Below are 19,518 nucleotides of genomic sequence, written 5' to 3' on the forward strand. Positions count from 1 at the left end.
TTCACGCGGCCCCCGCATCGATCAGGTGGACCGTCCCCAGCACCGGGTACTGGCCGACCGCCAGCGGCGTGAGGGCGGCCGGCGTATTGGATAGCGGGTAGTCCACCGCATGGACACCCTCAACGTGCAGCACCGTCGTGACGTAGGACCGGGCCACGCTATCGGCCATGACGTTCATTCCAGCAAAGGCGGCGGCGAGCCGTTCGCGCAGCTGCGCCATCAGGTTGGTGGGGGCGCTGGCGGTCCGCGCGATGCGGGCGGTGATGTCGATGGCCAGCGGCACAGCGACCTGCACCAGGAGGCGCACGCCCAGCGTGCGCACCTCGTCGGCCGCCAGCGCGGCATAGACGGCGGCCCGGGCTGCCTCCGCCTGGGCCTGGTCGGTGACCCACACCATGACCAGCACCACGCCGGGCGCGGACTGGCTGGCGTGGGCCGCGCGCACTAGGGGCGTGGCCGTCATGGCGTGGAATTCGTAGTGCTGGCGGGTGCCGTGCGCCCCCAGCGCGGCGATCTTGCTTTGCAGCCGGGCGCGCAGGCGTTCGTCAGTTTCGCCAGCCATGCGACTGACGCCAAAGAGCGCGGCCAGCTGGTCGAGGTCAGAGCCCGCGGCAAATGCCAGGAGGTGGGCGCGGGCTGCGTCGTTGATACGGGCGCGAATCAGCAGCTCGCTGAAGGCGTGCGACTCCAACAGCTTGACCACCGGGTCGGACTCCAGCGCCAGGATGTCGTCAATGGCCGGCAGGTGCGGGCGCATGCGCTCGGCGAAGTCCGCTTTGCCGGCGGCCAGGATGGACTCGAAAGAAAGCACCTCCACCACATTCGGGGCGGGCAGGGTCTGCAGGTCGATCATGCGATGCCGCCTTGTGACTGCGCCCCGGTCAAGGGAACGGTGAGGGACAGCGGCGCGGCCTCACGGCCCAAGGCGCCCACGTAGGTGCCTGTCAGTTCGATGTCCACGCGGCCAGGCCGGTCAGCGTGGCGGATGGCTGCCACCTTGGCCAGCCGCAGGCGCGGTTCCCACCGCATCAGGGCCGAAGCGATGGCGGCGAACACGCGGGTTTGCGTGGCCAGGTTGTCGGGCTGGTCGATGAGCGCAGGCACCAGGCTGCCGTACTCGCGCCGCATCACGCGGCTGCCGATGGGCGTCGCCAGGATGTCGGCCACGCTCTGCTGCAGGTGCGCATGCAGGCCCATCCGCTCGCCTGTGTTGCGGTTCATCATTCGGGTTCTCCCGACGTGTCGCCACCGCGGCGCACGCCGCCGTGGATGTGGTGAACCGCGCTGATGCCGTGCGCCACGATGTCCACAGTGCTGGTGATCTTGTCGGCGCCGATGTGCAGCACAGCGCCGCCCACCTGCAGCGTGATGCTGTCGGGTGCCATGGCGATGCTGCAGCCTGCGCCGACTTCCAGCACGATGGCTTCCTCGGTGTGGATGGTGCGGCGGCCTTCGCGGTATTCGGCGAATTCGGTTTCGCTCCAGCGAGTGCGCTCGACCCCGGGCTCATCCGATGGCGCTTCCATGGCATCGCTGTAAGCGCCGAGCAGCGCCACGCCCTGGGCCAGGTCGCCGCCTGGCGCGATCACCAGGCACTGCTCGCCAGCCACCGGGGGCCACCATGTGCTGCCGGCCTTGCCTGCAGCGCGACCGGCGAGCCATGGCAGCCAGTCGGTGGTGTTGTCACCCAGCTTGACCCGGCACCGTGCGGGCTTGGCGTGCCGGACCGCCACGACCGTGCCGATGCGCGCGATGTTCTCAGCGCGCCGCGCGAGTTCCTGCGGGCTTTCTTGTTGGGGGGTGTTTCCGGGCATGCAGCAATGGTGCTGCCGCGCGCGCGGGGAAGCCAGCGGCGGGCACTGTGGCTGCGCGCTTCACATTTCGCGGTGGTGGTTCAGGCCTGCAGATGGGCCAGCACCACGTCCCGTACGGTATCGATGTCGGCCGCGGTGATGCCCAACAGCTCGCGCGCCGGGTAGTCGTACATCGGGCCGCCAGGGTTCACCGCATCCGACTCGCCGAAGTGATGCACGCGGGCGATGCGGTGCGCGCGGCCCGCGAATTCGACCACCGCCGCGTTCCCCTGGCCCTTGGCCTTCAGGTGGCGCTGCTGGCGCAGCTTGGCGAACATCGGGGTGCGCTGCTTGGCCTGCTGCCGCAGGCGCTCGCGCTGGCTGCGCAGGGTGCCCGGTGGCTTGCGCGGCTGCCATGCCTGGCCCTCGGGGTCGGTCTGGGCACGCATGCGCTGCGCGTTCGCCGTGCGCAGGCGGCGGGCCACTTCCACCAGCAGGCGACGCTGCTGCGTGGGCTGCAGCTTTCGCAGCAGCTCGGCCGTCCAGTCTTCCAGCGCGGAGAGTTCGGCCATGGCTACAGGTCGAAGCGGTCGCGCTCAGGCGGCAGCGGCAGGTCCCATTCGGCCAGCTTCTGGTCTTTCAGCCACAGCTCCCAATGCTCGGGCAGGCATTGGCCACCCGGGTGGCAGGGTTCATGCGGGTGGTCGATGTCGAAGCGCGTGGGATGAGCGGGGGCCGGCTTGACGATGGCGCGTTCCGTGACAGGAATGCTGATGCCGATGTCCACCGCCGCGGTGTTCAAGGGCTCCACCTTGAACTCGATGCCGCGCGCTTGCGCGCCTGGGTTGTCGAGCAGGTCGGGCTGGTGGACGCGCACCCAGGCCAGCACCGGCACGAACAGCGCGTCGGCGTGTCCGGCGTAGTCCAGCACGGTGACGGCGATGTCGTATGCGTATTCAAACGACAGGCCGCCGGCCATGGTGGACACAGCGCGGCCAGCCGTCGCCATCACGATGAGGTTTTCCGGGTTGGTCTTGAGGGACGGCACGGCGCTCTCGATGAGCGCACGCAGGCTCTGCAGCTTGTACATGGGCCGGCCTACGGTTGCTGTGCTGCCACGCTCAGCGCGTGCGCGCTGTCGTAGGCGCGCTCGCAGGCGGTGCCGCTGATTCGGGCGCGGTCAGCGATTTCCGCCAGCTCTCCCGCACGTTCATCAGCCCGGCGGCGCAGGTCGGCGAGCAGATCGAGGGCGGCGGAGTCTGGCGCGCCATCGCCGGCAGCGGCGCGAGCCTGGGCGGCGACACGGTGGGCGGTGAGGAATTCGGCGACGTCGCGCTGCAGGCGGTCATGAGCAGCGCGGGCGCGAATAGCGTCACCCACCGCAGCAGCGTTGACGGTTGAGGCGTCGGCCGTGATCTTTGCAATGTCATCGCGGTGGTTTCCTTCGAGGGTTCGGTACCGTTCGGCCTGCCGGCGGGCGTTGCTCTCGTTTGCGGCGCGTTCGCTGGACAGGGTGGCGTGGGTGTTCGCGGCGTCCAGCTCGGCCGCGTGGCGGTGCAGGGTCTGCCACAGCAGCAGGCCGGCGAGGCCGAGGGCGACCAGCTGCCAGGCGTGAGCCTTCACGGCAGCGCCGATCACGTCTGCATCCCCATGCAGTCGCTGTGCCGCTTCTGCTGGCGGGTCCAGACGCCGCGGCACCCCTGCGGCCCCCAGTTCTGGGGCAGCTTGCAGTCGCGGCCGGCCTGGAAGCGCCATTCCAGCAGGGCGTGGCACGCCCGCACGTAGTCGCCCACCAGCAGCCAGGTGCGCGGGCTGCGCGGCTTGAGCCAGTTGCCGATGCCGTACTGGCCCACGAAGTCCACGTAAAGGTCGAACTCGCCCGGGTACAGCAGCACGCCCGGCAGGCTGGCCTTGAATCTCGCTTCTTCGGCGCGGTTCAGGTTGCGCGCAAGCTGCTCGGCACGCTGACGGGTAATGGGCGCGTCAGAGAGGCGCACGGGGGTGCCGTCTTCGTAGCGTGTCGATCCGTGGCCGATGGTGGGCACGTCGCCGCGCGTCGGGATGTAGGGGTGATGGACCTGCACGCCGTCTGCACGCACGCTGGTGGGTCCGTCGCCCTCGCTCTGCTTCCAGCCAGCGAAGCCGGCGGCGGACAGGGTGAGCGCGGCCACGGCCACGCGCAGCAGGTTCTGGCGCGTGTCCATCATTCGCCCTTCACGTCCTGGCCCAGCGCGGCGCGGCGCCAGCGCCACAGGAGCCAGCCGATTTGCAGCAGCAGGTAGACGATGGTCAGGGCAGCCACGGTGTGGTTGATCGTCCAGCCTTCGGCGATGGACTTGCCCACGATGAATGCGGGCGGCGACACCTTGGCCGCCTCCACCATCACGTCAACGACTTTCTCTTTTGCCATTATTTCAGTCCCACAGGTGAACCATCGGCCTTGTGGGCTCCGGTGCGTTGACCAGGCGGACTGCCTGGCCTTCGGGTAAGTCGGCGGCGAGCTTCGCCAGCCCGGGGTTGGCTGCCAGCGTGGCTTCCACGTGGCCGGCGGTGGTGCCCAGCTGGCGCCAAGCCAGGGCGTCGAGGGTTTCGTGTGCGTGGGCGCGCACCGTCACGCCCTGGGCGCCGCTCATAGCAGCGCCGCGATCACACGGGGCGCATCCTGCAGGTCTGCGACCGCCCAGCGCAGCGCCTGATTGAAGCTGTCGATGCGTGTCTCGATGGCGCTCATCACCCGCGCCTCTTTGCCGGCCCCCTGCGGCAGCGTGTCGATGTCGCGGTACGCCTCGGCCAGCTGGCCCTGCACGTGGGCGTAGATGGCGGCGCGGTACTGCTGCACCTTGACGCTGCGCCCGTCCAGCTGGTCGGCGGGCACGTCTTGCAGCGTGGGCCGGCCGGCCACGATCTGCGCCAACTTCCACGGGCGCAGTTCGTCGTTCACTGACCACATCGCAGCCAGCAAAGCCTTGTGCAGACGGTCGGGCGTCACCGTTCCGTCCAGGCGGATGTCCGCGCGCAGCTGCTCGCGGTCGATATCTGGCCAGAAGCCATCGTTGCGCACGGTGGCTTCCGTTCCCTTCGCGGGCGGGTTCGCAGTGGCGACGAATGACATGGGCGGCTTTCGGGGGTGTTAGGTGTGGCGGTGGTCCTGGGCGTCGGAGCAGAGCAAGTCAATGCCTGTCGTTGCCCAGGAGCCGCCACGGGTGCGGGGTACGCTCGGGTTACAGCGCCTGGGCTTTCTCGGCCGCACTCGGCTTGAGTCGGCGTTCCAGTCGCTCGATGTCTTTTTTCACGCCGGCTCGGCTGTCGAGCTGCATGGCGCGCTGCAGTAGCGGCAGCGCCTCGCGGCAGGCTTTGACGCCGCGCCCGGCCATGTCCACGTCGTGGCTGCCCGTCTTGCCGAGCACCGCCCAGCCGGCCGCCTTGTACAGCTTGCTTTTCGCCTGGTCGGGTGTGTCGGCCGCTTCAGTCAGCGCCATGGCCTTGGCCACGATTTGCAGGGCTTCCCTGCCCTTCACCTTGCCCTCGATGACAGCCTCGGCCACTTCGTCCTGCACGATGGTGTGCAGGTCGCGGTGGAAGCGGTCCGGTGGAGTGATGCCGCTGGCCAGCGCATAGTCGGCAATCTCCAGGGCGCGGGCGTAGTTGCCGGCGTCGATGTGCCAGACCAGCACGGTGGCGATCACTTCGTCCTGGGTGCCCGGCCGCGCCTGCAGCACGCCGTCCACATAGGCGTCGTATTCGGGCAGCAGCACGCGCTTGGCTTCGATCTTCTTTTCCACGCTCTGCAGGTCTTTCAACCGCAGGCGGTGCTGGTGCAGCTGCGCCAGCTGGAGTTCGTAGGCAGTGCCCACGGTCTGGCCGTGCACGTCGGCGGTGGCGGCCTGGGCCGCCTGCGCCAGCGCGAGGTGGTGCATGCGGTGGCGCTGGGCGAGGGTCTGGCGCATGGCGGGTGCTTTCTGTCGTGCGGTGGGTGCCTGGGCTGGCTGACCGCAAAAAGCGGCTCCCTTTTTTAGAGCGGCTTCTCGCAGTCGGCGGCGCGGGGTCAGACCAGTGCGATGTTCTCGATCAGGCAGGCCTTGCCCAGGTCTTCGACCACGAATGCGTCGTTCGAGCTTTCGTAGGTCTCGATGCGGTCGCGCTTCGGGTTGTCCAGTACATGCCGGCGACGGCCACCCTCTTGGAAGTAGATAGAGAGGTTGTCCAGGCTGGTGACGAGCACCGCGCCTTCCTGCATGTAGGGGACAGTGATCGCCTGGAGGCCACCCAGGCGCATTTGGCTGCGCACGATGTCGGCCGCCAGCATTTCGGTGGGAGCGTCCTGGCCATCGACCAGCGGAAAGAGCTTGTCGTGCATCAGCCCGCGGCCGACGATGGCGACCAGATCAGGAGCAGCGGCGTGCCACGGCTCCAGCAGGGACTTGTGCGCGTCGTACACCAGGCCGTCCAGCGTCTTGTAGTCCCCGGCGGCGCCAATCGTGACTTTGCCGGGCGTCTTGCCGCTCTTGAGGACGCGGTCCGCCGCTTCAACGCGCATTTTTTCCAGCCAGCCGATGTTCACGTCCTGCAGCAGCGGGTTCGTCACGCGGTCGGTGTCAGCGGCGGCGGCCTTGCCGTTGAAGCCGATCATGATGCGGTCGAGCGCGCACTGGATCTGGATGGCGCGCGAAATGCGCACCTGAAAGTCCTTGAACTTCGCCCACATGTCCAGCTTGTTGTAGCGAATGTGCGTGTCGTAGTTGGTCTGCACGCACTGGTAGCCGCGGCCTTCCAGGCTGGAAACGTCGCGGGTCGCACGATCGTTCTTCGTGGTGTCGGTGCGGCTTGCCACCGGGCCATCGGTGCCCAGGCCCAGCTTCTGGCCTTGCATCTCATCGACGGGCACGATGTTGATGGATTTCAGGAATGCGCTGCTTTCCTGAATGCGGTTCTCGATCTTCTGCTGGATGGTGGGCGCGACGTTGAATTTCACGGCGACGGATGGCACGCCGTTCAGCGTGGCCTGGTCTTGCAGGTAGCCGCTGAACTGTCGGCGGGTATCGTTTTTCATGGGTGGTGTCTCTCGGTGGGATGTTGCGGGGTTGCTTCGCTGGTGAGGTGCGGGGGGCTCAGCAGTCGGCCTTTGCGGCGCCTTCGGTGCCGGTGGCTTGCGGGCGTTGGGTGCCGCTGCCGTCTTCCTGGCTCAGCTTCACGGTCAGCGCTGCGAAGTCGCTCTGCAGCTTCGTGAACGCCGTCTTGGTTTCGGCCAGCTCGGTGGCCTGTCGTTGAATGGCGGCATCGGCCGCGCCCAGCACTTCCAGCGTCTTGACAGCGAAGTCGTTGGTGGTTTCTGGCGTGGGCTTGGGCTCGGCGATGCCGCGCAAGTTTTTCAGCAGGTCGCTGAATCGGGTGATGAGCGTGGATGCGATGGTGTCCGCATCACCTTCCAGGCCCAGGTCGGTTTCGATGGCGGCGCTGAACAGCGCGCCCTCGCTGTGTTTCTTGCCCTTGTACGGGCTGGCGTCCGGGTTCTGCGCTGCGAACTTGAGCACCTCGGTGCCGAGGCTGGCCGGCGTGTCCGTCACGGCCAGGCCGGTCAGGTACGCCTCGCCCGACTTGGCGAAATCAGGGTCCACCTCGATGCTGGTGTAGATCTTCTGCTTGGCCTTGTTCATGGCCAGCAAAGCGGGCAGCGCTTCGATTTGCGCGAACAAGGCCAGCTTGCCGTCCTCGACCGGACGCGACTGCAAGGACAGCACATCACCCAGCGCCGCAAAAGAGCTGTCGGGCTGCACGCCGCGGTAGTGCTCCAGCCAGACACGCGCACCGTACTTCGCGGGGTTGAAGTTCTTGGCCATCTGCTCGATCCAGCTGCGCTGGATTTCGCGGCCGTCGGTGGTGGCGCCTTCGGTGGCTACGCGGAAAAACTTGGATGGCATGGTGCGCTTTCGGCGGTGTGTTGAACTGATGCCTATGTTCCGCACCTGGCGCCACCGTCGCAATTGGCGCGCACTGTGGCTGCGCGCATCACAGTTTCTGCCGGTCGATTTCCGCGCGCGCGCGAAACACACTGGCGGCCATGAAAGAGAAAGCCCCATCCAAAGCGCCGGCAGGCAAGAAGCCGCGACCGATCCGAAGCGCTGTGCGCAACACGGGCTGCGCCGCGCAAAAGGCCATCACGTCGGGCGCTCGATCACTGGCGCTCGATTCCTTGCCTGCAGGCGAATCGAGCCCGATAGACGGCGGCGCGGGCGTGCGGCGCGAGGCCCGCGCGCTCTACTGGATGGGCTGGAAGCTCTCGCACATCGCCGAACACCTGGGCGTTCCGCGCGGCACGCTGCACGGGTGGTGCAAGGCGGAAAAGTGGCAGGACACGCCAGCAGCCCAGCGGGTGGAGTACGCGCTGGAAGCCCGCATGTCCACGCTCATCGCCAAGGATGTGAAGACGGGCGGCGATTTCAAGGAAATCGACCTGCTCGGCCGCCAGCTGGAGCGCCTGGCGCGCATCGGCAAGTACGAAAAGACGGGCCGGGAAGCCGACCTGAACCCGAACATCGAGGCGCGCAACGCGGCGCCGAAGAAGTCGCGCGGCAAGAACTTCCTCAGTGATGAGCAAATCGAGCAGCTGAAAAGCGCGTTCCTCGATTCGCTTTTCAAGTACCAGCTGGGCTGGTGGCAGAGCAGCCAGCAGCGCACGCGCGCCATCCTCAAAAGCCGCCAGATCGGCGCCACCTGGTACTTCGCCCGCGAGGCGCTCATCGATGCGCTGGGGACGGGTCGAAATCAGATTTTCCTGTCTGCCAGCAAGGCCCAGGCGCACATCTTCAAACAGTACATCTGCGCGTTCGTCCACGAAGTGACCGGCGTGGAGTTGAAGGGCGACCCGATCATTCTGGCCAATGGGGCCACGCTGTATTTCCTCGGCAGCAACGCGCGCACGGCGCAGGGCTACCACGGCAATTTCTACTTCGATGAGTTCTTCTGGACGCAGGATTTCGAGCGCCTGAACAAGGTGGCCAGCGGGATGGCAATGCACAAGAAGTGGCGCAAAACCTACTTCTCTACGCCCTCCAGCATTCAGCACGCCGCCTATGCGTTCTGGAGCGCGGCCCGGTTGAAGAAGCGCGACAAGGTGGAGGTGGATCTTTCGCACCTGCGCCTGGGCGGCTCGGGGTTCACAGGCGAGGATCGCGTGTGGCGGAACATCGTCACGATCATGGATGCGCTGGCCGGCGGCTGCGATCTGTTCGACTTGGACGAGCTGCGGCTGGAGTATTCGGATGCGGAGTTCGCCAACCTGCTGATGTGCGGGTTCGTGGACGACTCTTTCTCGGTGTTCCCTTTGTCGATGCTGCAGCCGTGCATGGTGGACAGCTGGGACGTCTGGAAGGACTTCAAGCCGTTCAGCCAGCGCCCTTTCGGCTGGCAGCCGGTCTGGGTGGGTTACGACCCCAGCCATACGGGCGACTCCGCCGGCTTGGTGGTGCTGGCGCCACCGACCCGCGCAGGCGGTCCGCTGCGCGTGCTGCACACCGAACAGTTCAAGGGGATGGACTTCGAGGCCCAGGCAAAGGCCATCAAGGACGTGACCACCCGCTATAACGTCACGGCCATCACGGTGGACACCACCGGCATCGGCCAGGGCGTGTATCAGCTGGTGCAGCAGTTCTTCCCCGCAGTGCAGGGCATCAACTACAGCGTGGAAAGCAAGACCATGCTGGTGCTCAAGGCGCAGCAGGTCATCAAGGCCGGCCGGCTGGAGTTCGACGCCGGCAACAAGGAGCTGGCCAGCAGCTTCATGGCCATCAAACGCGAGCTGACCGCGAGCGGGCGCAGCGTGACTTACGCCGCGGGCCGCAGCCAGGAAACGGGCCACTCTGACCTGGCCTGGGCCTGCATGAATGCGCTCAGCAACGAACCACTGGAGACGGGCACCGACATGGCCAGCCCGCATGCCACTTCCTTCATCGCTTTCTCGGATTGACCATGACACGACGCAACCGCACCGCACGCCACCATTCTTCGCATCAGCCCGCAGCCACCGCGCCAGCGGATGCAGCGCCATCGATACCGCCCGCGCATTCTTTCACCTTCGACCTGGGCGACCCCGAGCCAGTCATCGGCGGCCGGTCGGCGCTGCTGGAGTATGCGGAGTGCATGGAGTCGGGCGACTGGTACGAGCCGCCCGTAAGCCTGGCGGCGCTGGCGCGGCTGCTGCGCGTGGGCGCGCACCACGAATCGGCGCTGCGGTTCAAGATCAACGTGCTGGCGAGCACGTTCGTGCCATCGCAGTGGCTCAGCGCCGAGGCCTTCCGCGCCATGGCGCTGGATTTTCTGGTGCTGGGCAATGGCTACTTGGAGCGGCGCCGCAACCGCCTGGGCGGCCTGCTGGAGCTGCGCCACGTGCTGGGCAAGTACGCGCGCCGGGGCATCGAGCCCGGGCGCTTCTTCTTCGTCACCGATCTGCAGACGCCGCACGAATTCGCGCCAGGCGACGTGTTCCAGCTGCGGGAGCAGGACATCCACCAGGAAATCTACGGCCTGCCGCCGTACCTGGGTGCGCTGCAGTCGGCCATGCTGAACGAGTCGGCCACGCTGTTCCGCCGCCGCTACTACAACAACGGCAGCCACGCCGGCTTCATTCTCTATGTGACCGACCCAGCCCAAAAGCAGTCCGACGTGGACGCCATGCGCGACCAGCTGACCAAAACGAAGGGCGGCGGCAACTTCCGGAATCTCTTCTACTACGCGCCGAACGGGAAGAAGGAAGGCATCCAGCTCATCCCGATCAGCGAGGTGGCCGCGAAGGACGACTTCCTCAACATCAAGAACACCAGCCGCGACGACGTGCTGGCAGCGCACCGGGTGCCGCCCCAGCTGATGGGCATGCTGCCCAACAACGTGGGCGGCTTCGGGGACGTGGAGAAAGCGGCGATGGTGTTCGCCCGCAATGAGATTTCGCCGCTGCAGGCGACCATGGCCCACGCCATCAACGCCTGGGCAGGGGTGACGGCCTGCAACTTTCGCCCTTACCTGTTGACCGACGCACCGCAGGCCCCGGCCCTAGTCCCGTAACCCGGGCCACCGCAGCGCGGCTGCCGCGCACCGCATCAGAAGCCCGCCAAGCGCGGGCTTTTTCACGCCCACTCGAACCCCTTCCCCCCACCCGTTCGGCCCGCCCCGGGGCGCCCCTGCCCCCGGGGAGGCCCTCCAGGCCCACCCACGCCCCGAGACCCAGACCCCGTGCAACCCCCTGGCGCGCGGTCGAGACCCCGCCGCGCCTGCTTGCTTAATGTGCTGAATTCGTCGAAGGTGCCGACTAGAGCGCTCGCTATGCGTGGCGCGGCGTCTCGGGCGGTTTCCCTATGCTGCGTAGTGTCGTGTTTCGTCGAGAATCGTTGGCGTGCTCATCATCTTGGACACGCTGGTCAGATCCGGTGATCGATTCCTTACATCCCTACCGGTAGGGGGTCGAGCAGGCAAGTTCGCACAAAAAATTTTAATGTTTGAGGCGTAGCAATGACAGCGAATACGAGTAGAAGAAGAATTCGGTTGGATCCTGGTTCATCAAAGTTATCTGTAATCGGGCAGTCGCAACCTTCGAGGGATCAAAAGCCGACGGAGATGGTAGTTTCCTCTTTTGCGGAGTTTCTTTCGGAATTGCACAGGATTAATTACACCAAAAACTCTTTTTGGTATAGAGGGGTTGGAGACGCAAGCTACCAACTTACACCGTCACTTTTCCGCCACAAAACTGCCAAAAATCAACCAGCGTATAAAAAATTAGAGCTTGAACTCAATGAGACATTTGAAATGCGTAGTTTGCCGTACGCTGAATCAAGGGTTTGGGCTGAGGACGACTGGGAACGATTGTTTTTCATGCAGCATTATCGCGTTCCTACCAGACTTTTGGATTGGTCAGGCAGCCCATTAGTTTCAATGCATTTTGCAGTCACATCCGTTCAAGTTGATAAACATGGCAATGCGTTGTCGGACGCTGCAATTTACGTCCTTGATCCAAACAAATGGAACAATGCGGCGTACGCCGAAACCGGATTTCCCGGTGGCGTACTTTCCTCGAAAGATATTTGGTTGAAACGCTATAGCCCATCTGAGGTTTATACTTTTTCTGGACCACTCCCTCCTATGGCTATGCGAGGGGTTCACAATAGTGCTCGAATTGTCGCGCAACAAGGCTTTTTTACTGTTTTTGGCCCGCAAGCCGAACCCATGGAAAAAACATTTTCATGGATCAAAGACGGCAAACCGGTTTTTCCATTGGAATCGCTCCGAAAATATATAATTCCTAAAGATCAGGTGCGTTCGGTGCGCGAGGAGATTTTTTCTCTAGGGGTATCTGAGTCTACAATCTATCCAGATCTAGAGGGTCTCGCCGCCGAATTAAAGCGAACGTTTGGATTTTAGCATGTCGAGTCACAATCTTTTTAAAATACATCGTCTTGATTCCAAGACACTGTCATGGTGGAAAAATCGCCGCGACCAAATTGATTTCGAACCGTCCTATCAGCGGAAAGGACGACGGTGGTCCACGAGTGATAAGCAATATCTCGTGGACTCCATCCTCAATGGATTTGATGTTCCTAAGTTTTACGTCGCTGATTTCGTTTTCGGCTCATCCAAACTCAACGAAAAGAAGAAGTCTTATGCCGTTATCGACGGCAAGCAGCGGCTGGAGGCTATATTCGACTTTTTCGATGATGAATTCGGACTGTCTCCGACTTTCAAATTGTTCTCAAACCCAGGCTTACATTTGGGCGGAAAGAAATATTCAGAGCTTAAAAGAGACTATCCGGCTGTGGCGGAGGATTTCGATAATTTCAATCCGGACGTTGTGGGAGTTATAAGCGACGACTTATCATTTATAGAGGAACTTTTTGTTAGATTGAACAGGAGCAAGCCGCTTAGTGGTGCCGAGCTTCGAAACGCTTTTTCAAGCCCTATTACAGGCGTTATTCGCGAAATCGGCAATCATCCATTCTTTTCTCATAATATTCGCTTCAATACTAATAAGGGGCAGAACCTTAACGCTGCCGCAAAGATTCTTATGTTTGAGGTTGCAGGCATTCAAGAGACCAAGAAGACAAGTCTTGACAAGTTTGTGGAGCAATATTCGGTCGACGATAATGACGCAACTATGGAACTAACAAGAATCTTTGATGTTCTAGGATTGATGTCTGACCTCTTTTTGTTTCGTGATCCACTTCTTCAGTCCGAAGGCAATATCCCGGTCTACTACTGGCTGGTCAGAAATTCACCTCAAGAACATGTGATTTATCTAAGAGACTTCCTTGAGGAATTTCAGGAATTCATTCGCACTGGTCCTCCACCGAGGAACCGCCGCCAGTTATTGAGTGTAGAAAATTGGAATGCATATAAAGCTGCAAGTCGTTCAATCAATGATAGAACTAGCCATGAAACTCGTTTCGAAATATTGGAGTCATCGTTTCTGAGGTGGCTCCACCTTAACCACTAAGGCTACTGCACGTTTCTTGATGGCCTACTGGATGGCCTACATATGCTCCTGAAACCGTTGCAGATGACGAATTTGCGCGGTGTTTAGCTCTCACAGTCTCCGCCAGTACGACATTTCAAAGCACACCAGAACGCGCCGCAAGGCGCGTTTTTCATGGGTGTTGCGCAGCTGCTGCCTCGCCATAAGCCCCTACAAACAACGGCAGGCCCCAACCGACGGTGAAGAGATTCGCAACGGAAATCGACCGCGCGCCGCGGCGGATCAAGAGGCTGGCCCGCACGCCCGGCGACAGCAGCCAGACAACGAGCATCGGGCTGGAGAGGCTCGCAGGTGCCATCGATGGCCGCCTGTTGGGGGTTCAATCCCTTGAACCATCGCGCAGCCGCAAGGCAGCTGTGCGCGGACGCAGGTGTTCCGCCACGGCGCCCGCCCTTGAATCGCCGCCGCCCCCCAACAGGTGCAGTCAGCGAGGTCCGCAGTCTCGGCCAGCAGCCTTTCGATCTCCGCCAGCTCTGCCTCGCGCTGCGGCGCTTCCACCGCGTCCCGCGCCAACAGCCACAGGTAAACGGGCAGCACCAGACTGCCCAGCGCCAACACCGTCAGGGCGGCGAGTGCGACGAACACGAGGAGCATGGCGAACACGTTGAGCGTGGTTCATTGTGGCTTGGCACCTGCGCGCGATCAGTCGGTGGTTTCGCTTGTGCGTTCGCATTCGTGGCCTGAGCGAGCCCGCTTGCGCCACTGCATGGGCTTGGAACGGGCTTCGGAAGCCGCCTGCTTCGCCTGCGGGTTTCCCAGTACGACCAGCTTTCGGTAAAGGCTATACAACGACCCAGCCCGAAGCGCCCTGCGCTCATCCATCATTCAAAAGAGGCGCTTTACGGCGCGTGCGATCCGATGCCGCTGTTGAAAACTCCCTGTCCCTGTCCCTGTCCCTGTCCCTGTCCCTGTCCCTGTCCCTGTCCCTGTCCCTGCCCGCCCGTGCCGTGCGTCTCGGCTTCTGGGGGAACACCGATCACGGCCCCTGCTTCATCCCTGCCCATGTCTTCCCACGTACCCTCCAGCCCGCGCCGCGCGGTGGCCTCGATCGCCGCTGATGCCGCGTCCCGACGCCTGAAAGAGGCTGCGAAGGCCGCTATCCGACTGGCATCGCTGGCCGGCGGGTGCCTCTGCATTCCGGCGGCGCTGGCCGGCCCGCTCGACAACACCGAGTGCATTGCACCGGCCAAGCCCGGCGGCGGGTTCGATCTGACCTGCAAGCTGGTCCAGACCGCGTTGCTGCAGGGCAAGTACATCAATCAGCCCATGCGGCTCACCTACATGCCGGGCGGCATCGGGGCGGCGGCGTACAACGCGGTCATCGCGCAGCGTGGCGATCGCGGCAACAGCATCGTCGCGTTCTCCGATGGTTCCCTGCTGAATCTCGCGCAGGGCAAGTTCGGCCAGCACACCGAGAACGACGTGCGCTGGCTGTCCGCCGTGGGCACCGACTACGGGGCCTTGATCGTGGCCGACAACTCGCCCTATCGGACCCTGGCCGATGTGATGAAGGCCATGAAGGCGGACCCGACGAGAGTGGTGCTGGGTGCCGGCGGCACCATCGGCAGCCAGGACTGGATGAAGGCCGCATTGCTGGCGCGTGCCGCCGGCATCAACCCCAAGCTCATGCGCTTCGTGGCTTTCGAAGGCGGGGGTGAGGCGCTCACCGCACTGCAAGGCGGTCACATCCACGTGGTGACGGGAGACGCCGCCGAAGCCAGCCAGCAGCAAATGGCCGGGGCGAAGATCCGCATTCTGGCGGTGATGTCCTCCGAGCGGCTTCCGGGCCGTCTGGCCCAGGTTCCGACGGCCAGGGAAGCGGGTGCCCCCATCGAGTGGCCCATCGTGCGCGGCTTCTACATGGGGCCCCGGGTGTCCAGCGCCGACTATGCCGCCTGGCGCGAGACATTCAGCAAGATGATGGCGGACCCGGCTTTTGAGCGACTGCGCGCGGAACGCGGCCTTTTCCCGCTCACGCTGGTGGGCAACGACGTGGATGCCTACGTCAAGAAGCAAATTGCGGACTACCGCACGCTGGTGAAGGAATTCGGTTTGAGCGTGGCCCGGTAAGCGGTTCGTGCACCACTCAGGCAACGCAGGCCAGCCCGGAGGATGCATGCGGCGCTTCCCCATCCCAGGCAAAGCGCAGCTGCGCCACCAGCCCGCCTTCGCCGGGCGCGTGCTGCAGATCGAAGATCGCACCATGCCGCTTGGCAATCGAGTGGACGATGGCCAAGCCGAGCCCCGACCCGCCGCCCTGCGAATTGCTGGCCCGGAAGAAACGAGTGCCCGCCTGGGGTAGCTCATGCGCGGGCATGCCGGGCCCGCTGTCGCTGACCGTCACGCTGGCCCAAGCGCCGGCAACGGACACGCTGACCGTGATCCGGCCGCCCCCGGGGCTGTAGCGCAGCGCGTTGTCGAGCAGGTTGGCCAAGGCTTCTTCCAGCAGGCCACCGTGGCCCCGGACGAGTGGCGGCGTGCAGGCCATCTCGAATCCCAGGTCGATCTGCTGGCTGCGCGCCTGCGGCCACCAGCGCTTGGTGACGTCGCGGGCCAGCGCGCCCAGGTCAATGGCCTGCATGGCGACCTCCACCGTGTCGGCACGGGCCAGCGCCAGCATCTGGTTGGTCTGCCGGACCGTGTGCTTGAGCTGCTCGCGCAGCGCGGTCAAGGCGTCACGCATGCTGTCGATGTCGGTGGCCCGCTGGGCAAAGGCGGCCTGCGTCAGCAGCGTGCTCAGCGGCGTGCGCAGTTGGTGCGAAGCGTCGTCCACGAACTGCCGTTGCCCCTCCAGCAGCTCGCGGTAGCGATGGATGTGCTGGTTCATCGCATCCACCAGCGGAATGACGTCTTGCGGCACGCGGCTGGTGTCGATGGCCGAGAGATCGGAAGGGGCCCGTGAAATCACCTCCTGCCGGAGTTGCCGCAGCGGGCGCAGTGACCAGGCCACTGCGGCGGCCACCATCCCCGCCACCAGCGCGGCCAGGAGCACATCGCGAACCACCGCGCCCACGATGAACTGCCGGCTGAACTGGTCACGGGACGCGAACGGCTCGGCCACCTGCACGACCAGACGCCGGTCGCTGCTCCCGCCGACCGGATGGAGCAGCGGCCGCACATAGGTTCCGACACGGACCTGGGTGCCCGCATAGTCCACGGTCTCGAAATAGGGCTGACGGTCCTGCAGCGGCTGCGCCGGCAGCGGCAGATCCGGGTTACCGATCTCGACCAGCCCGTCCAGGGTCGCCACCCGGTAGAACACCTGTCCGCTGGCCGTTAGTTCGAAGAACTCGAACAGCACGTAGGGCAGCTCGACCGCCAGGCCGCCGCTGTCGGTCGACACGTTGGCATCGATCGCCTTGATGGCGCCGAACAGCGAGCGGTCGAACGCCGCATTGACGGCAGAGCTCGCCGTGTGCCAAGTGAGCCAGACCTGCAGGCAGCAGCCCACCGTCACCCCGGCCAGCAGGACCGCGATGAGCATTCGGCGCAAGCTGACCCGGTGCAGGGCGTCGAGGTTCACGGCACTGCCTCCAGCAGGTAACCCAGGCCCCGCAACGTCGTGATCTGCACGCCCGTGCCCGCCAGCCGCTTGCGAAGGCGGTGGACGAGCACTTCCACGGCCTCGGGGTGGATGTCGCTGTCGTTCGGGAACACGCGCTCGAGCAGCTCCCGCTTGGTGAGGGGCTCGCCGCCGCTCTGCATGAGCGTGCGCAGCACGGCGTGCTCGCGCGCCGTGAGCACCAGGGTTTCCTGGCCCACGTCGAAGCGCTTGGTGGCGGTGTCGAACGTGAGCGGGCCGCAGGCCAGTCGGGCGGGTTCACGGCCCTTCGCACGGCGGGTCAGCGCCAGCAGCCGGGCTTCCAGTTCCTCCACCTCGAAGGGCTTGGCCAGGAAGTCGTCCGCGCCGGCCTTCAAGGTGGCAACGCGCCCGGCGAGGGTATCGCGCGCCGTCAGGATGAGGATGGGGACCTGGTTGTCCTCATCGCGCAGGCTGCGCAGCACGTCCTCCCCGGCCAGGCCCGGCAGCCCCAGGTCCAGGATCAGCGCGTCGTAGCGTGCATTCCGCAGCGCACGCCGGACCAGGCGCCCATCGGCCACCCAATCGACCTCATTGCCGCTCTGCGCGAGGATGCGCATGAGCCAGTCGGCGAGCGCGGATTCGTCTTCGGCCAGCAGGAGTTTCATGCGAACTCCATTATCGATGGGCCCTGCCGGGCGAAGACCACGGGACGTGCCGCCACCCGGGCACTGCCTGGGCAGCGCCTGGGCGCAGTGCGAGCGTGGCTCAGTCCGGTCGGATCTGCGCCCGCGCGATGACCTTCTTCCAGCGCTCCTGCTCGGCGGCGATGAACTGTGCGAACTGCTCGGGCGTACCGCCAATGGCCTCGGCGGCATCGCCCGTCAACCGGCGCTGGGATTCGGGCGCCTTGACCGCCTTCATCGTTTCCGCGGCCAGCTTGTCGATGTTGGCCTGCGGCATGTTGGACGGCGCCAGCATGCCGTACCACTGCGTCATCTCGAAGCCGGGGAAGCCCTGCTCGGCGACCGTGGGCACGTCCGGCAATTGAGGAAGACGCTGCGCGGAGCCGGTCGCGATGCAACGCACCTTGCCGGACTTGATGAAGGGGATGATGGCGGCCGCACCGATGGCTGACGCATCCACCCGGCCGGCGAGCAGATCGGTCAACATGGGGCCGGTGCCTTTGTAGGGCACGTGCAGCATGAAGACCTCGGAGGCCATCTTGAAGTATTCGAAGGCCAGATGGCCGGCGCTGCCATTCCCGGCCGAGCCATAGCTGAGCTTGCCGGGGTTGCGCTTGGCGTGGGCGATCAACTCCTTGAGGTTCTTGACGGGCAGGTCGGCGTTCACCACGTACAGGCTCGGCACCTTGGCCAGCAGGCTGACCGGCTTGAAGTCCTTCAGTGCCCACGGCAGCTTGTCGAAGATGTACGGGTTGACGGCCAGCGTGCCGATGTGGCCCAGGATGATGGTGTGCAGGTCTTCGGAGCGAGCGACCTCCGACATGGCGATGTTGCCCGCCGCGCCGGGCTTGTTGTCGACATAGACGCTCTGCCCCAGCGTCTTGGACAGCTCCACTGCGGTGGATCGGGCGACGATCTCCGAACTGCCACCCGGCGCGAACGGCACGACGAAGCGGATCGACTTGGCCGGCCAGGCGGATTGCGCGGAGGCCACGCCTGGCAGCAGGCTGCCCAGCCCCACGGCCCCGCCGGCGATCAGAAGCTGGCGGCGGCGGATCGACGCCTGCGCGCGGACCGTGTTGGATTCGATAGGGGTCACGTGTATCTCTTGAGGTGGTTGCTGGCGGTAATGATGGCGGACGCGGGCTTTCAAAGGCCTTTCAAAAGACGCCCGGTTTCCCCTTGTTTACCCCAATCGACGCGGGGCGCCCCAGCGCACCCGAGGCTCTGTCAGCCTCCAGTGAGCGCAGCCAGGTGGCGACCGAGGACAGCACCCACTGCGGCGCATCCAGGGGCAGGTCGTGCCCGGCAGCGGGATGGACGGCCAGCGCGCAGTCCCACGCGCGGGCGATGGCGGCGGAGCAGCCCCAGTGCACGAGCCGGTCGCCCACACTTGCCAGCAGCAGCACCGGCACGGCAGGGGGAGCGACCGACGGGCGGTAGACGGCGGCCGCCACCAATTGCCGAAGGGCATTGGCCCGCGACACGGGACGCTGCGACCGGATGGCGACCCACTCCACGACGCAGTCTTCGCGCGACGCTGACGCTGCCTGGCGGCTGGTCAGCGCGTGGACCACGGCCTCTGCACGCGCAGGCTGCGCCCACACACAAGCCAATGTCAGCAGAGTGCCGTAATTGCGCCCCCGCAGCCGGCGGTAGAACGGACTGAATCCGCGCACGCTGGTGTTGATCAGCACACAGGCGGCGATGTCCTCCGGTGACTGCTGCATCCACTCGGCGGCGACCATGGCGCCCAGTGACATCGCCAGCAGGTGGAAGGGCGGCTTGAGTCCGGCCTGGGCGACCTGCGCCCGGCATGCGGCCAGCATGTCCTGCACGCGCCATGGGCTGCTTTCCCGGTGCAGGCTCCCGTTTCCGGGCAGGTCCAGGGCCAGCACCACGCATTGCGCTCCCACCAGGGCGTGAAACTCTGGAAGGAAGCTCCCCCAGTGACCGGCCTCGCGTGTCAGGCCGCGCAACAGTATCCAGGTGGCCATGGGTCGGCTT

At 64.8% G+C, this 19,518-nt stretch carries 22 protein-coding genes; 5 read left to right on the plus strand and 17 right to left on the minus strand.

Translation table 11 applies throughout. The annotated features are described in order from the left end of the window. Position 1: 1 nt before the first annotated feature. From ASF94_RS12380 to ASF94_RS12440, 13 genes are all read right to left on the minus strand, one after another. A complete protein-coding gene (locus ASF94_RS12380) occupies positions 2 to 853 on the minus strand; it encodes a baseplate J/gp47 family protein (RefSeq protein ID WP_056666539.1) in 852 nt (283 codons plus the stop codon). Beyond that, a complete protein-coding gene (locus tag ASF94_RS12385; RefSeq protein ID WP_056666542.1) occupies positions 850 to 1,221 on the minus strand; it encodes a GPW/gp25 family protein in 372 nt (123 codons plus the stop codon). Before ASF94_RS12385 ends, ASF94_RS12380 begins: the two co-directional genes overlap by 4 nt. Next, complete coding sequence (locus tag ASF94_RS12390; RefSeq protein ID WP_056666545.1) at positions 1,221 to 1,814, minus strand: phage baseplate assembly protein V; 594 nt, start codon at positions 1,812 to 1,814, stop codon at positions 1,221 to 1,223. Before ASF94_RS12390 ends, ASF94_RS12385 begins: the two co-directional genes overlap by 1 nt. Before the next feature lie 80 nt (positions 1,815 to 1,894). Further along, the gene (locus tag ASF94_RS12395; RefSeq protein ID WP_056666548.1) at positions 1,895 to 2,365 is read right to left on the minus strand and encodes a phage virion morphogenesis protein; all 471 of its coding nucleotides are present in this window, start codon (positions 2,363 to 2,365) and stop codon (positions 1,895 to 1,897) included. 2 nt (positions 2,366 to 2,367) lie between these two features. After that, complete coding sequence (locus ASF94_RS12400) at positions 2,368 to 2,883, minus strand: phage tail protein (RefSeq protein WP_056666551.1); 516 nt, start codon at positions 2,881 to 2,883, stop codon at positions 2,368 to 2,370. 8 nt (positions 2,884 to 2,891) lie between these two features. Next, positions 2,892 to 3,431, minus strand: a complete 540-nt coding sequence (locus tag ASF94_RS12405) for a DUF2514 family protein (protein ID WP_200933075.1) — start codon at positions 3,429 to 3,431, stop codon at positions 2,892 to 2,894. Further along, entirely contained in the window at positions 3,428 to 3,997 is a 570-nt protein-coding gene (locus tag ASF94_RS12410; RefSeq protein ID WP_056666554.1) for a hypothetical protein, read from the minus strand. Before ASF94_RS12410 ends, ASF94_RS12405 begins: the two co-directional genes overlap by 4 nt. Next, the gene (locus tag ASF94_RS12415) at positions 3,997 to 4,203 is read right to left on the minus strand and encodes a hypothetical protein (protein WP_156382527.1); all 207 of its coding nucleotides are present in this window, start codon (positions 4,201 to 4,203) and stop codon (positions 3,997 to 3,999) included. Before ASF94_RS12415 ends, ASF94_RS12410 begins: the two co-directional genes overlap by 1 nt. 4 nt (positions 4,204 to 4,207) lie before the next feature. Then, positions 4,208 to 4,426 carry a tail protein X gene (locus ASF94_RS12420; RefSeq protein ID WP_056666559.1) on the minus strand — a complete coding sequence of 73 codons (219 nt, stop codon included), beginning with the start codon at positions 4,424 to 4,426 and terminating at the stop codon, positions 4,208 to 4,210. Continuing rightward, positions 4,423 to 4,905, minus strand: a complete 483-nt coding sequence (locus ASF94_RS12425; protein ID WP_056666563.1) for a head completion/stabilization protein — start codon at positions 4,903 to 4,905, stop codon at positions 4,423 to 4,425. The genes ASF94_RS12420 and ASF94_RS12425 overlap by 4 nt, the downstream gene beginning before the upstream one ends. Positions 4,906 to 5,014: 109 nt before the next feature. Next, positions 5,015 to 5,740: a phage terminase small subunit gene (gene gpM, locus ASF94_RS12430; RefSeq protein ID WP_056666566.1), complete on the minus strand. Its 726-nt coding sequence runs from the start codon at positions 5,738 to 5,740 to the stop codon at positions 5,015 to 5,017. Between the two features lie 98 nt (positions 5,741 to 5,838). Next, positions 5,839 to 6,843, minus strand: a complete 1,005-nt coding sequence (locus ASF94_RS12435) for a phage major capsid protein, P2 family (RefSeq protein WP_056666570.1) — start codon at positions 6,841 to 6,843, stop codon at positions 5,839 to 5,841. A gap of 58 nt (positions 6,844 to 6,901) precedes the next feature. Beyond that, a complete protein-coding gene (locus tag ASF94_RS12440) occupies positions 6,902 to 7,711 on the minus strand; it encodes a GPO family capsid scaffolding protein (RefSeq protein ID WP_056666573.1) in 810 nt (269 codons plus the stop codon). 140 nt (positions 7,712 to 7,851) lie between these two features. Between ASF94_RS12440 and ASF94_RS12445 the strand changes: the two genes are divergently transcribed. The 5 genes from ASF94_RS12445 (at position 7,852) to ASF94_RS12455 (ending at position 15,375) form a co-directional block, all read left to right on the plus strand. Beyond that, on the plus strand, positions 7,852 to 9,756 hold the full coding sequence (locus ASF94_RS12445) for a terminase large subunit domain-containing protein (RefSeq protein ID WP_082493225.1): 1,905 nt from the start codon (positions 7,852 to 7,854) through the stop codon (positions 9,754 to 9,756). A gap of 2 nt (positions 9,757 to 9,758) precedes the next feature. Further along, entirely contained in the window at positions 9,759 to 10,847 is a 1,089-nt protein-coding gene (locus tag ASF94_RS12450) for a phage portal protein (protein WP_056666579.1), read from the plus strand. A 549-nt stretch (positions 10,848 to 11,396) separates the two neighbouring features. Then, a complete protein-coding gene (locus tag ASF94_RS20885) occupies positions 11,397 to 12,197 on the plus strand; it encodes an FRG domain-containing protein (RefSeq protein ID WP_162244642.1) in 801 nt (266 codons plus the stop codon). Between the two features lies 1 nt (position 12,198). Beyond that, positions 12,199 to 13,266, plus strand: coding sequence for a DUF262 domain-containing protein (locus ASF94_RS20890; protein ID WP_082493227.1), 1,068 nt, complete (start codon positions 12,199 to 12,201; stop codon positions 13,264 to 13,266). Positions 13,267 to 14,379: 1,113 nt separating this feature from the next. After that, on the plus strand, positions 14,380 to 15,375 hold the full coding sequence (locus tag ASF94_RS12455) for a Bug family tripartite tricarboxylate transporter substrate binding protein (protein WP_369818674.1): 996 nt from the start codon (positions 14,380 to 14,382) through the stop codon (positions 15,373 to 15,375). Between the two features lie 16 nt (positions 15,376 to 15,391). On the opposite strand, the gene ASF94_RS12460 is transcribed toward ASF94_RS12455, so the two are convergent. The 4 genes from ASF94_RS12460 to ASF94_RS12475 all read right to left on the minus strand — a co-directional run bounded on the left by ASF94_RS12460 (position 15,392) and on the right by ASF94_RS12475 (position 19,508). Continuing rightward, a complete protein-coding gene (locus ASF94_RS12460; protein ID WP_156382529.1) occupies positions 15,392 to 16,828 on the minus strand; it encodes a sensor histidine kinase in 1,437 nt (478 codons plus the stop codon). Beyond that, complete coding sequence (locus tag ASF94_RS12465; protein WP_056666585.1) at positions 16,825 to 17,493, minus strand: response regulator; 669 nt, start codon at positions 17,491 to 17,493, stop codon at positions 16,825 to 16,827. The genes ASF94_RS12460 and ASF94_RS12465 overlap by 4 nt, the downstream gene beginning before the upstream one ends. 100 nt (positions 17,494 to 17,593) lie before the next feature. Then, positions 17,594 to 18,601, minus strand: a complete 1,008-nt coding sequence (locus ASF94_RS12470) for a tripartite tricarboxylate transporter substrate binding protein (RefSeq protein WP_056667244.1) — start codon at positions 18,599 to 18,601, stop codon at positions 17,594 to 17,596. Between the two features lie 70 nt (positions 18,602 to 18,671). Beyond that, positions 18,672 to 19,508: an alpha/beta fold hydrolase gene (locus ASF94_RS12475; RefSeq protein ID WP_082493230.1), complete on the minus strand. Its 837-nt coding sequence runs from the start codon at positions 19,506 to 19,508 to the stop codon at positions 18,672 to 18,674. Positions 19,509 to 19,518 lie beyond the last annotated feature (10 nt).

It is taken from the genome of Acidovorax sp. Leaf160 (genome assembly GCF_001424265.1).
GTDB lineage: Bacteria > Pseudomonadota > Gammaproteobacteria > Burkholderiales > Burkholderiaceae_C > Paracidovorax.